We start from the raw sequence: 13,397 nt of genomic DNA on the forward strand, positions 1-13,397 counted from the left end.
GAACCCCGGCAGGGCCAATACGCATCATTGAACCATCTGACATCATTACGGACGCAATGATCGGAACGTTCCGGACAATTCCCGCCAAGAAAACGGGACCGGTTACGCCGACGTTACGTCCGCAAAGCCATTTGGTCCAAACGACATATTCATAATGAGGAATAAAATGGTTCAATTTCAAGGCATCATCTTGAAACTGTCATTCCGTTCCTGATTCTTTTTGCACAAGCTTGCGCTTGCCTGTCTCGATCTTGATTTCGCTCATCAACCAATCGCGAAATGCCTTCACTTTTCGCCGCTCCAACCTTCCTTCGGGATAGCACAGCGAATAGGCATAGGGACTATCAACCGGCAAATCGAACGGCACCATAAGTCTATTGGTCACAACATATTCCCCGATCATTGCCGGATCGGAAATTACCGCACCAAATCCGCTGGCCGCGGCCTCCATTGCCATATCAAGGGTCGCAAAAACAGGTCCCCGGTCCGGATCGACGCTCTCAATCCCGGTTCCTTTTAACCAGATACGCCAATCCTCACGCTGTGCCGAACAATGCAGCAGGGTCACATTGCCAAAGTCTTCCGGTCTTTTCAGTTGCTTTGCCAGATTGGGATGACATACCGGCAAAAGCCGTTCCCCGGTCAGAAATTCATGCACCAGCTGGTCGCCCGGCGTATCAGCAAAACGGATGGCAATATCGGTTTCATTGAAATCAACCGGGGCGGCATCGTCACTATAGGTGCCAAGCTGTACCTGCAGGTCAGGATGTTCCATCTGAAACCGGCCAAGACGCGGCACGATCCAGCGCATGGCAAATGTCAAGGGCGACAGGACCTTAAGCTGCGTGTCATCAGGCCGGTTTTCGATACGCGACACCGCCAGTTCAATCGAATCAAATGCCGCCGTCAGGGACGCCAGCAAATTCCGCCCTGGCCGGGTCAGTTTCAATCGGCGGTGATGACGTTCGAACAATTGCCGCCCCAGCACATCCTCCAGGTGCTGAACCTGTCGACTGACCGCCCCTTGTGTAACATTAAGCTCATGTGAAGCTTTGGTGAAACTTTCAAGTCGACCGGCCACTTCAAAGGCACGAAGCGCGTTTAACGGTAATGGACGGCGTTTCATGACGATCATCTTGCATGATTAAAACTCATGCAATGATGACAAAAGATGGTTTGAGCGCAAGTGTTTTTAGGCGTAACTCTGGGTTTAGCAAAACGAAACACATTCAGGCCGCATACAAACTGAGAGCTGGCCGATAGATTGAAGGAATAAGATCATGGTCGCGATCACCAAAGATGCCGGTGCTTTTGTCACCACCCGACGTCACCACAACATCACAAATGTTATGGAACTCCCGCGTCAGTGGGCGAAACGTTATATTCTCCGCCAGAAGCTTGCGACGATGGACAGCCATCTCCTGCGCGACATTGGCTGGGACGTATATGAAGCCCGTATCGAAGCAGCCAAGCCGTTCTGGAAAGCCTGAGCATTTCGCTTAAAGGCACCAAACCGAGAGTATTTATTATGTCTCCCCGACTTTTCCGCCTGCAGGGGCCACTTTCTTTCCCTCTGCAGGTTATTGAAGCGCTGACAAGCGTCTTCAGCCTCCCGACACGCAAAACCGAGACCCGCACCCGCTATTGACGGTTTTGTGTCCCTGATTGCCGGCCATCCCCCGATGGTCGGCATTTCTTTTGCCTGATCGGATCTGCAAGACGGATTATTTTGATGGATGCAGATACATCAGGTTCGCGGCGTTCAGCACCGAATACATCACTGCGAACTGGGCATCGAATTCATATTTATCTGGGCTTGGCTCAAACAGCTCGTAAATCTGGCCAACCGTGCGTTTGCCATCGATGCGTGACAGAATCCCCGGGCTTGCAGGCGGAAGACTGCGCGTTACCGACAATCCCGTAAAATTGATCTTGATATGGCCGGTCTTCGCGACAGAGCGGGCCAAAGCAGCTCCGTCAATACGCACAAAAAACGGCACCGCATGACGATCCGGGACCGGCGGCTTGATCTTGTTATCCGATTTGACCACATAAAACAGATGCTTGGTAATATTGCCCGCCATCAATTCAGCCAATGCCGCGCGCTTGCGAAACGGCACATGCACGGCCTTGTCCAGAACGTCGTGGCGCGAACAATAGGTCGTCGGATCATAGCGCATCGGTTCAATGAATTGCTGAAGCCGCAAACCGGCCTTCTCGACAAAATCAAAAACCTCGTCCACGCGATAGGCCCGATCCTGCTGATGCAAAAGCAGATCGTAAAATCCGGAATCGCCCCCCTGGATATGGTCATTCACAAACGGGTTACGCTTCAACCAGTTTGTACCCGGCAGTGAATCGAACAATGCCTTGCCAAGGTTAAGCCGTTTGCGCCCACCCGCCTCGGCCGAGAGGCGTTCCATCATTTCCTGCATATGGTAGACGCCGATCCGGCCAAGTTCGCCATACACCATCAAACCCATACCGCCCCTGGGTTTAAGCGCATCTGCCAACGCCTTTAAACCGGCGTCCGGATCAGGCAGATGATGAAGCACCCCGCAGCAATCAATATAATCAAACGGCCCATATTTCCCGGCCAGATCAACGAACGACCCGGTAACGAATTTGACACTCTTTTCAAGATTACGGCGCTTGATCCGGGCCTCAGCGATCTTGCGCGAGCTTTCCGAAAGATCGATATAAACAATCTCGACCTTGGCCTTGCGATCACGCGCCTGCTGCGCGAGCATCACCAACGCATCTCCGGTGCCGCCCCCGGCAACAAGAACTTTTATCTTTTTGCCATCAGCCGATGGATCGCGGCCGCCAAACACGAAATGAACCACTTCGTCCCAATTGCCGGGGGACCCTACGACAAGACGCTTGTCCTCATCTTTCGGGTCACGCGCCGGATAAGGAAATGTTTCATATTGCGCCCGTGTTTTGTCGGACGGTTGCGGCGCGTCTGGCTTTTTCCGGATTTCGGACATCTATAAATTCCAATGGATCAACAGGTGCGGTGGCAAGCCCGAAAACAAGCCCGCAAGCAGTAATTCTATCAGGGACGGCAACATCCTATAAAATTTCAAGGATTTGATTAATAGAATAATCACCTTGGGACGCACTCATTCCCGACACCGGATCACAAGCTTCCCTGTTGCCGTCCGGTTACGGAGCGCCGCAAGTGCCTCCATCGCGTTTATCAGCGGATATGTCGCAGACACCAATGGCGATATTTCCCCAGACGACAGCAGCTCCAAAAGCTCGGCCATGCCAGCCTTTGCGATATCGGGGTTCTGTTCAAGATAAGCCCCGAAATAAAAGCCCAGTGCAGCAACATTCTTGACCAGAAGGATATTGGCAGGAATTTGTGGCACCGATCCGCTGGCAAATCCGATCAGAAGGATGCGCCCTCCCGGCGCAACACAGCGCAGGCTATGATCAAACACATCGCCCCCGACCGGATCATAAACCAAGTCGACACCTATTCGCCCGATGCGGGCACAGATTTCCTTTACCCGGGCCCGTATGCTTTCGGATTTGTAGTCAATTACATGATCCGCACCATGCGCTTTGGCGATGGCACATTTATCAGCCCCACCCGCGGTTGCGATCACGGTCGCGCCCAGAAGTTTGGCGCATTCCACCGCCGTCAGGCCAACACCCCCGGCAGCCCCATGAACCAGAACCACTTCACCCGGCAGCAAATTGGCGCGATACTTCAAACCAAACCATGACGTTCCATAAGCAATCTGGAATGCAGCCGCCACATTGAATTCAACATTGTCGGGCAACCCCGTCACCAGTCTGGCATCAACTGAAATCCGACCGGCATATCCACCCCAGTCAGGCAGGGCCATGACCCGATCACCAATGGTAAAACCCTGGACGTCCGTCCCAATTGCAGAAACGGTCCCGGCAATTTCAAACCCCGGCGCAAACGGACCAGTCGGGCGTTTCTGATATTTTCCCTCAAGAATCAGGGTATCGGCAAAATTAACGCCACAGGCGGCAATATCGATGATGATTTGATGGGCTTGTGCGATCGGTTCTTCGCAGTCGATCAGCATCGGCGCTTCGCCGAAAGCCTCGCATATCCATGCTTTCATCGCTGTCTTCCATCCTATGATCCTGCCCGATCACGCACAGTGTGCCGTGCACGCAGCGATCAGACAAGCGAAAGACAGATACGGTATTGAAAACGGTGGAATACAGACAGGAACGGCTTAGAAAAACTTCTGACGCCTGCGTTTTCGCGTCACCAGCAAAAGAAGTATTCCGGGCACCAGCAATATGACAAACGCCGGGGCCAATAGCACGGGCACAAACGCATTGTCCCAAATCCAGGCCGAGATATAGCGCTGAATCACGGACTGCAACAGGTTCAGGCTTCCGGCATCCAACCGATACCAGAGCTCCCCTGCCGCGACAAAGCGGAACGTTCCCGTCTGAAGCGAGGTAATGCCATCACCGACCAGTACAGCAAGACTGGAAAACAGCAATATCCATCCCAACGCTCTGAAAAGCCACATAGCCGTCTCCGAATTCCCGGTCTGAACTTTTCGTTATCATCACAGACATGCCGACGGCTTTGCCCCGTCAGCATAAAGGTTGCTGCGAATCACCCTATCGTCCCGGTACATCTGGAACCATAGCCTGAAACCTTAGAGGCGATTAATCAACAAGAAGTAAATATTGGACAAATTGCTACAACTTTATCCGTCAAGTGATTGTAAAAATGGCATTTGTTCGCTGTTTGGATAGTGACCAGAACAAACATCAAAAAGTAAGGGATTTTGCCTTGTCAACCGGGATCGGGTCGGCTAATGTCCGCCCGCTTTCGCGATATATACAAGATCGCATGTGGAGAGGTGGCCGAGTGGTTTAAGGCGCACGCCTGGAAAGCGTGTTGGGGTGTAAGCCCCTCAGGGGTTCGAATCCCCTCCTCTCTGCCACTTTGCAGCCTGCGGGCCGCAGCGATACCAAAAGCTGCAAAAAACTTCCCTTCTTCGATGTGAAATACGAAAATGCGCGCACAACTTTTGTGTGTCGTGTTTCTTATTGCCCGCTAAACTGCACGGTAAGGCACAAATCAGGTACCTGCATCATCATAGGGACGTGGCAAAACATGGCGACAATTGAAGGCGGCTTTCTGCATACGGCGGTTCTTTTCCTCGGTGCGGCCGTGGTTGCAGTACCGATCTTCAAGAAACTTCGCCTGGGTTCCGTGCTGGGTTATCTGTGCGCTGGGGCACTGATCGGGCCGTTTGGCCTTGCCATGATTGCGGAACCGGAAGAAGTTTTGCATTTCGCCGAATTTGGCGTTGTTCTTCTGCTGTTTATTATCGGTCTTGAATTGCGCCCCCAACGCCTGTGGGCAATGAAAAGCGAGATTTTCGGGCTGGGGATGGCGCAGGTGGCCATCACCGCCGCCCTTCTTTACGCCGCCCTGATTGCATTTGACTGGCCATGGCAGCAGGCGATGATTGCCGCCCTTGCCCTGTCCTTGTCCTCAACCGCGTTTGCCCTTCAAATCCTTGAAGAAAAGGGCACGCTTAACAGCGACCATGGCAACACAGCCTTTTCAATCCTGCTGTTTCAGGATCTTGCTATCGTACCACTAATCGCGCTTGTCGCGTGGCTCAGCCCGATAAGTGACGGCGACGAAGCCGGTACCGACTGGATTTATATCGCCAAAACCATCGGTGCAATTGCGTTGGTCATCGGGGCTGGGAAATATCTGCTTAATCCGTTTTTCCGCATCATCGCCCTGACCCGCGCGCAGGAAATCTTCACATCCGCAGCACTGCTGCTCGTGATTGGCGCGGCTCTTTTGATGCAGGCCGTCGGGCTTTCTATGGCACTTGGCGCATTTCTGGTCGGTGTCATGTTGGCGGATTCCGAATATCGCCACCAACTTGAAACCGATATCGAACCGTTTCGCGGCATTCTGCTCGGTCTGTTTTTCATCGCGGTCGGCATGTCGGTCAACTGGCCGCTTGTCGCGGATAATATCGGGATCGTCCTGGCATCGGTTGCTGGTCTGATGGCAATCAAGGGGATCGTCGTTTATGGACTGGCCCGGATATTTGGCAAATGTCACGCAACCGCATGGCGGACTGCGGTCACCATCCCGCAGGGCGGCGAATTTGCCTTTGTCCTGTTTAGTCTGGCGACATCGCTTGCGGTCATCAGCTCCACACGCGCCAACCTTCTGACCGCCATCGTCACCCTTTCGATGGCTGCCACCCCGCTTGTCGGTGCGATTGCCGAAAAACTGTCGGCCAAGCTTCGCAAGGATGATCAGCCCGATGTCGATGGCGTTGAAACAGCTGAACTGCAATCAGTGGTCATTGTCGGCTTTGGCCGTTTCGGACAGATCATTTCACGTGTTATGGCAGCCCGCGGCATCAATGCCACCGCAATCGACAACGACCCGAAACGCATTCAGATGGCCAGCCTCTATGGCAACAAGGTCTATTTCGGTGATGTCCGGAGAAGTGATGTTCTTGCCACCGCCGGGGCGGCGAATGCCGATCTGATCTGTCTGTGTATAAATGATCGTGACGCGACCACACAGGCCGCCAAATATATCAGCGAACTGTTTCCCAAACCGAAACTGCTGGTGCGCGTTTATGACCGCAACCATGCACTTGATCTGATGGAAATCGGGCTTGGCGTCGAACAGCTTTATCGCGAAACCTTTGATACGGGTGTTTCCATGGCACGGCACGGGCTTTCAATGCTTGAAACCGAACATGATGTTATTGATCAGATTGCTGATGAATTTCGCCGTCGTGATATCGACATGCTGCACGCCCAAGTGGCCGAAGGCCGCATTGCCGGCATGGCAAAGGTTCATGAAAGCTATCAGCTTGACCGCAATGATGCCCGCACCAACAAGGATGACCCGGCAATGTCGCGGCTGTAATTATCCGGTCCGTTAACCTTGGGCAAAAGCCCGAAGCTTGTCGCGCATCACCAGAACCGAATGCTCATCGGTGTAATCTTCGAAGCGGTCCAAAGCCACCCATGCCAGATCTTCGGATTCATCGGTGATTTTCAGCGGATCGCACATATCGGCCTCGAACAGGAACCGCATGTCATAATGCAGATGTGCAGGCCCCTTGGCATTTTCGGGAATTTCGTGGATATCGATATCAAATATCGCTGACGACAAGGGCCGTATCCAAGAAAGACCGCTTTCCTCATAGGCTTCGCGCTGGGCGACAAACAATACGTCGCGCACTCCGTCACAATGCCCGCCAAGCTGAAGCCAGCATTTAAGCTTCCGGTGATGGGTCAGCACCACATGACTGCGTTCCGAATTCACGACAAAAGCCGATCCCGTGACATGTGACGTTACCGGATCATTTTCAAATGCCTTGGGTTCACCTGCGATAAAGTCACTGATACGCATGTGATTTTCCAGGTCACGATCAGACTGTGAGACAAAGCTGGCAAGGTCGATCTGCATGATATTCCGGTGTTTGAAATTGACGGTTTACCGACCCTAGCCGAAGCCGCCACAACAGAACAACCGAAAACCCGGAAGCATAAAGACGAAGCCAACCTATTTACGGACGATCCGATTTACCGCCTCGGAAATCTCCGTTCTCCCATCGGTCAGTTCAAGAATCTCCCGCCGGATTTCCGGGGTTTCGATCAATTTGGCCAGAAACTGCGCAACGTTGCCACGCTTGACCGTGCCGTAAGGGATGGCAAATCCGGCGTTCACGCGCCCATCCTGATCTTCATGCAACAATGTTCCCGGCCGGAGGATCACCCAATCGGCATCGGATGCCGCAACATCCGCATCGGCGCGCTTTTTCTCGGTCATATAATGTTCAAACCGCGGGTTGGGGTCTTTGCCGCGCCCGGCTTCGGGGAAGGCAGAAACAAGATAAAGCCGTGAAATGCCTTCCTGCTTCATCGCGGCCACCAAATGCCCCGGTCCGTCGCCGTCAATCCGCGTGGTCCGGTCAAGGCCGCTTCCTGCCGCCCCGGATGAAAAAACAACAATGTCGTGGCCCCGGATCAAAGGGGCGAGCGTTTCTGCCGTCAGTTCCATCAAATCCCCGAGAACCGGCGTAATCCCCGCATTCCTGAGGTTGTCGGCCTGTTCGGGTTTGCGATGCAGGCCCGTAACCTGATGCCCATTTGCCAGTAAAAGCGGTGCCAGACGATGCCCGATACCACCCGTGACGCCGATAATGAAAATGCGTGCCATATCCTGCCTCTATCCTTCGCATCGGAAATCGAACCTACCTGAAAACTAGTTTGCGCCCCCGTGATGTCAACAAAGCCCGGCGTCACCGCGCAGCATGCAGATGGGCATAAAATTGCCACAAGAAATTTTGGAACGTTTTGAAATCACAGCCGTTGGTGAGGTGTAACGCTCGACATCAATGAAAGGAGAGACGTTATGCCTGCGATTGATACCGCAAAGATTCTTATTCTCGCTACCGACGGTTATGAACGTTCGGAACTGCGCGTTCCGCTTGATAAGCTCTCGACCCATGGGGCAGATGTCAAAATAGCATCGCCCAAATCATCCCCGATCAAAAGCTGGGATAAAAAGGACTGGGGCGACACCGTCGAGGTCGATATCGAAGTCAAAGATGTCGATATCAACAATTACGACGCGCTGGTTATCCCCGGCGGTCAGATCAACCCCGATCTTCTGCGCAATGACGAGGCATCCGTCAGTCTGGTCCGCGAATTTGTCGCGTCAGGCAAACCGGTTGCGGCGATTTGCCACGGCCCATGGCTTCTGGTCGAAGCCGGTGCCCTGCGCGGGCGCGCAGCAACCTCATACAGTTCGATCAAAACCGACTTGCTAAATGCCGGTGCAGTCTGGCGCGACGAACCGGTGGTCTGCGATCAGGCCATCATCACGTCGCGCAATCCCAACGATCTTGATGCCTTTGTTTCCAAGATCGTCGAGGAAGTTAGCGAAGGCAAACACAGGCGCGCGGCCTGACAAGCCGCATGAAAGGCAGCCTTGCCCGCAACTGCACACGGACGGATGGGAACCATCCGTCCGTGTGCGCATCAGCAATCCGATCACCCTACTCCGGACCATTATTCCGACCCCTTATTCCGGGCACGGATCCTTGGCATTCAGAAGATTGCCGGTCGAATACCAGATATCATGCAGGCCCTGGCTCAGATCAAGGCGTACCGGTGCATCTTCTCTCCCCTGAAACAGGATGTCATAAACCTTGGCTTGCAGCGGTGAACTGCACCCCAATGGCTGGGTTGGCATCCCGGGAAAATCAAGCTCAAGTCCCGCTTCGATCTGGGTTTGCGAAAACTCATCGGGCGGCGACGGCAATGTCAGAATATTCTGAAAATCAGGATCCCGGGCGATGTAATGCGTCAGATGCGCCTCATCCCCATAGCCAAACAGGTAATAGACAAGCTCGGCCGGTTGATCGATCCCGAAATTGAAATGCCGGAAAATAACGACATCCTCGATCTCGACCGCGACATTATCCAGTAATACCGGTCCCGGTGTCCCGCCGCCTGCATTGGAATAACCGTCATAGACTGTCGCGGTAAAGCTGGTCACCCTGCCTGATTTGATATCGGGCAGGGTGAATTTGTCATCATCGACATTGATCAGGTTATAGGGCTTATCAGGATTGGCTGCGCGCAATTTACGGTACTGCGCCATCGCATCATCCGTCAGATGCGCGCGCAGAACCATCTGGTACATATGCTTTTCCTGAGTGAACATCGGCATATGCAGCAAAAACAGCGTTTCCGATCCAACCATAAACATGCCGTGATTGCCCGGTGCATCGGCTTCGGCCCCATTACTGGTATGGCTCATTTCACCCATCGGCGGATGGGCCTTCGCCATCTCCACCAAACCAGAAAACATGGTAACGGTAACCGCGATCATTATCGCCGGTTTCCTGAAGACAAGAGGTCCGATCATTGTGCCTGCTCCATGAATTGTTTTACCTCTTCCACCAGTGACGGGTTTTTCGCCGATCCGGCATCGCGGAAAATGAATGAGAAATCCGATGCTAGCGTATCGCTGCCAGCAATCGTCGCATTGGCATGACAAAAATCGCAGGATTGATCCTGGATGTAGGTTTCCATGGTTGTATTGGCGACTTTCAGATTACCCTCGGACTCAAAGGTGCCATAGCGCAGCGGTATCGATGCATTCGCACCGGGCTCCATGACTGGGGGGCTTGGGCTGCCATCCCACAACACATTGACCAGCTTGTAATACTGAAACACCGATTTCCCGCCGGTTTGCGATGCGATCTTTTGGGCAACACCGGCATTTAGCGTATCCATTTCACTGGTTAGGGCCTGTTCGCGCGTAACCTGTACGGGCTGATCGCGGGGATAAAGATCCTTGCACTGGTTCTGATCGTTACAGTCAATGCGCGGCTGATTGGGTTTGCAATCCGGTCCGGTACAATTCGGGTTGTTAAAGGAATATCCGCCGGGCGGTAAAGTTGCCTGCCCGTCGGGCACATTGTCGACCTGCTCGAAGGTTGCCCAGATCAGATCGGGGAATGTATCGGTCTTGTGAATGATATGAAGCCCGACCAAACCGACAACTTCCTGGCTGCATTCACCGGTATCAGGACGTTTCAGCCATGCAACCGATGTCAGATACCGGTCATAAATGTCGCTTTGCCCTGTCAGGACCCGCCACGCTGCCTTGATCTCGAACGCTCCAAGCGCATCCTGACCTTGCGGTTCCGTCGGTGGAACACGCAGGAACTTGCCACTTGGCAGGGACAATCCCGCCGGATGTCGACCATCAGCATTGGTTGCGACCCGCATCTGATCGGCAGCGTCATAAAGCGTATTGTTCATGATGTAATCGAACTCGACCTTGCCGACCTTACGTTCGAAAAACACCAGATTGCCGTTCTGATCGGTCAGCCATCCGCCGGTGGCTTCCATGATCTCGTCGGACTGGGTATCACGCGTACCACTTGAAAGATGGAACCGATGGGCAGTATTAACCGCATTTTTTGAAAGCGTTGTTAAAATCTTTGCCGAACCAGCCGGATAGCCCAGCAACATCTTGTCACTTTTACATCCCGACGGCACGGCTTGCGGCACGCCCCAATCGGTCGGCTTGGCCGCATCAGGCAGGAAGATCGCCTGCGCATCCTTGAAACTGCCCCAGACCGGTACGCTGGTTAAGGGTGAGGTCGGATTTTCCGGTACCCCCCAATTTTCCACCGAAACGTTTTGATCTGGCTCACCTGCGGCCGATGGTGTTCCCGGCCATGAACTGCTGACCGGCCAGTTCATCGCGATGAACATTTGCCACGCATAACAATTGTTACCCTGCTGGGTTGGCAGGAACAGATTGTCACTGGTCATGAACGACCCGCTTGTCGGATCGAAAACCAGTTGATCCGGGCATTGCTGTGCCGATTGGGCTATTTCCGTCACCCGGCTGATATTGATTTCATCCGCCCTGCCAGCCGGAACATCAATCACCCAAAGAAGTCCCGCAATCGCCAGGATACAAAACCCCGCAAGCACACAGCCTGCCCCCAAATGTAATCGGTTCATCATAACGGCTCCCTCTGTCGCAAACAGCATCCGGGGCAGATCACAACCTTGACCCCACCCCGGATGCGTCCCCCCGCCCCTGTTAATGACTTGGAATAACAGCCAAACCACTTTCCCACGGATGATCGGCATCCGATGGATTGGCCGGTTCATTCGGGTTCAGAACCCGGAGGCTGACGGATCCCGGATTTGCCGATGACGATACAGCAAGATCCATAATGAAGCCCTGCGTACCGCCACCGTCGGTCTGGCCCGGAATCGCCGATGCATCTGGCAGGAACTTGGTCACTTTGGCCTTGATCCCGGGGTTGGAAAACTCAATCCGCGCGTTGTCGATCGTGGTGTTTTTATCCGCTCCCTGCACGATCAGAACAAAGCTGTTCACCGTTCCCGGTACCATCAATGCCGGAAGATCGGTCGGAGATTCCCCATAAAACAGATCAATCGGCACGAACTGAACCGGCCAGGGCTGCATACTGCCGCTGCTGCGGCTTGAAACGCATTTCATCGGTGACTGCAACGGTTGGTTCGGAGTCATCTGCGTTGCCGAAAGGGCAATTTTCATCTGGTTGGCGATATCGCCAATATGGGCAATCTTCTGACCATTGATCGTGCAGTCATTGATCGTGAAACCGGCACTTGGCGGAATATCAAACACCGCATGCAGTATCTGGTCCGAATTGTTCGGACCGGTTCCCGCCGTGCCACGGGTGATTTTCCAATACTGGCTGATATCCTCGCCATTCGGCCCCTTCCAGTTCGAAAGGTTCTGGGGCTGCTGGATATAAAGCCCGACCGGATCGGTCAGTGAAATACGGTAACGTGCCGCAGCCCGGTTGGCGATGAAACCGATATGCGGATCGGAATTGCGATAGTTCTGACCGTATTGCGCACAACAAATCAGGCTTTGGGGATCGCGGCTGCTTAAATCCGGACGCTGGATGGTTGCCGCCGCGGCAAGGTAAATTTCAGCACTCAGCGTATTGGGGCCTGACGTCAGATGCAGCGCCCCGCCCGACTGGCCGGGAACCCGCACCGTGCCGCGGTTCCACTTGTTGGTCACGTCATAGGCCGGACGTCCGGTGGTCGGATCCATGACTGGATCGCCTTTTTTACCGGTCGGCTGATCAACCGTGTAACGCAAATAAAGGTCTTCAAGCTTGACCGCCGGATCAACATACATCTGATAAAGGCCAAGGACCGCCTCGGGATTGATCCGCCACATCGTCAGATAATAGGCCGGGTTTTCGCAGGTAAACATGACGCTTTGCATCTTGCTGCCCGACGCATCATAGGTAATCGACCATTCACAATATTCATCAAGCCAGCCACGTGGGCCGGATGGCGAGAAATCAACGTATTCCCCGGTCCAATCGATTTCCGGACACCGTTTGGCCGGGATTTTCAGGATCGGAGCCGAACCGCTCGGATCATAGAGCTTGTAAAGCGTGCCATCGACGGTGATCTCGCCACTATCGGCAAGGCTCATGACCTCATCCATGGTCAATGGTCGATGCAGTTGCGGGTTGTTGGATGCCTCGGGTGGGGTCAGAAAGGCGATCAAGCGGTTCGGGAACGGGGTCCAACTGATGACTGCGTCACCGGCTTCACCAAATCCCTCGGTCAGCGGGTTATAGTAATCCGCCCGTGGTGCATCATTCAGGTTCGACCACGGATCACCAATGATCGCCATCTCGGTCCAACCGGCAACATTATTGTTCCAATCGGTTTCAAAAGCCGACAGTTCGTTTTCCATACCAAGCTTTTTGTAATCCTTGGGTGCCTGATGGGCGGGCGACGTAAATCTGGCAAAGGGTGTGCTCATTTTCGGTCTC

Annotated in this window: 12 protein-coding genes and 1 tRNA gene; 4 read left to right on the forward strand and 9 right to left on the reverse strand. The window is 53.7% G+C overall.

Annotation, left to right across the window (positions count from 1 at the left end; genetic code table 11):
* Nucleotides 1-199 precede the first annotated feature (199 nt).
* Entirely contained in the window at nucleotides 200-1,126 is a 927-nt protein-coding gene (locus IT971_RS19895) for a LysR substrate-binding domain-containing protein (protein ID WP_063092503.1), read from the reverse strand.
* Between the two features lie 154 nt (nucleotides 1,127-1,280).
* On the opposite strand from IT971_RS19895, the gene IT971_RS19900 reads away from it, so the two are divergent.
* A complete protein-coding gene (locus IT971_RS19900) occupies nucleotides 1,281-1,490 on the forward strand; it encodes a DUF1127 domain-containing protein (protein WP_063092502.1) in 210 nt (69 codons plus the stop codon).
* Between the two features lie 234 nt (nucleotides 1,491-1,724).
* Here the strand turns inward: IT971_RS19900 and IT971_RS19905 are convergent, their stop codons facing one another.
* The 3 genes from IT971_RS19905 to IT971_RS19915 form a co-directional block, all read right to left on the reverse strand.
* Entirely contained in the window at nucleotides 1,725-2,990 is a 1,266-nt protein-coding gene (locus tag IT971_RS19905; RefSeq protein WP_063092501.1) for a bifunctional 2-polyprenyl-6-hydroxyphenol methylase/3-demethylubiquinol 3-O-methyltransferase UbiG, read from the reverse strand.
* Between the two features lie 135 nt (nucleotides 2,991-3,125).
* A complete protein-coding gene (locus IT971_RS19910; RefSeq protein ID WP_063092500.1) occupies nucleotides 3,126-4,109 on the reverse strand; it encodes an NADPH:quinone oxidoreductase family protein in 984 nt (327 codons plus the stop codon).
* Between the two features lie 117 nt (nucleotides 4,110-4,226).
* The gene (locus IT971_RS19915) at nucleotides 4,227-4,532 is read right to left on the reverse strand and encodes a hypothetical protein (protein WP_007088774.1); all 306 of its coding nucleotides are present in this window, start codon (nucleotides 4,530-4,532) and stop codon (nucleotides 4,227-4,229) included.
* 333 nt (nucleotides 4,533-4,865) lie between these two features.
* Here IT971_RS19915 and IT971_RS19920 point away from each other — a divergent pair.
* Nucleotides 4,866-4,955, forward strand: a tRNA-Ser gene (locus IT971_RS19920).
* A 173-nt stretch (nucleotides 4,956-5,128) separates the two neighbouring features.
* The gene (locus IT971_RS19925) at nucleotides 5,129-6,931 is read left to right on the forward strand and encodes a monovalent cation:proton antiporter-2 (CPA2) family protein (protein WP_063092499.1); all 1,803 of its coding nucleotides are present in this window, start codon (nucleotides 5,129-5,131) and stop codon (nucleotides 6,929-6,931) included.
* Nucleotides 6,932-6,943: 12 nt separating this feature from the next.
* On the opposite strand, the gene IT971_RS19930 is transcribed toward IT971_RS19925, so the two are convergent.
* Entirely contained in the window at nucleotides 6,944-7,477 is a 534-nt protein-coding gene (locus IT971_RS19930) for an NUDIX hydrolase (protein ID WP_063092498.1), read from the reverse strand.
* A 96-nt stretch (nucleotides 7,478-7,573) separates the two neighbouring features.
* Nucleotides 7,574-8,230 carry an NAD(P)-dependent oxidoreductase gene (locus tag IT971_RS19935; RefSeq protein WP_063092497.1) on the reverse strand — a complete coding sequence of 219 codons (657 nt, stop codon included), beginning with the start codon at nucleotides 8,228-8,230 and terminating at the stop codon, nucleotides 7,574-7,576.
* A gap of 195 nt (nucleotides 8,231-8,425) precedes the next feature.
* Between IT971_RS19935 and IT971_RS19940 the strand changes: the two genes are divergently transcribed.
* On the forward strand, nucleotides 8,426-8,983 hold the full coding sequence (locus IT971_RS19940) for a DJ-1/PfpI/YhbO family deglycase/protease (protein ID WP_063092496.1): 558 nt from the start codon (nucleotides 8,426-8,428) through the stop codon (nucleotides 8,981-8,983).
* A 114-nt stretch (nucleotides 8,984-9,097) separates the two neighbouring features.
* Here the strand turns inward: IT971_RS19940 and IT971_RS19945 are convergent, their stop codons facing one another.
* The 3 genes from IT971_RS19945 to IT971_RS19955 all read right to left on the reverse strand — a co-directional run bounded on the left by IT971_RS19945 (nucleotide 9,098) and on the right by IT971_RS19955 (nucleotide 13,387).
* Nucleotides 9,098-9,910, reverse strand: a complete 813-nt coding sequence (locus IT971_RS19945) for a hypothetical protein (RefSeq protein WP_063092495.1) — start codon at nucleotides 9,908-9,910, stop codon at nucleotides 9,098-9,100.
* Between the two features lie 32 nt (nucleotides 9,911-9,942).
* A complete protein-coding gene (locus tag IT971_RS19950) occupies nucleotides 9,943-11,565 on the reverse strand; it encodes a hypothetical protein (RefSeq protein ID WP_231858553.1) in 1,623 nt (540 codons plus the stop codon).
* 79 nt (nucleotides 11,566-11,644) lie between these two features.
* Nucleotides 11,645-13,387: a hypothetical protein gene (locus IT971_RS19955; protein WP_063092494.1), complete on the reverse strand. Its 1,743-nt coding sequence runs from the start codon at nucleotides 13,385-13,387 to the stop codon at nucleotides 11,645-11,647.
* Between the last annotated feature and the right edge of the window lie 10 nt (nucleotides 13,388-13,397).

This window comes from Thalassospira sp. B30-1, from assembly GCF_015767575.1.
Lineage (GTDB): Bacteria > Pseudomonadota > Alphaproteobacteria > Rhodospirillales > Thalassospiraceae > Thalassospira > Thalassospira xiamenensis.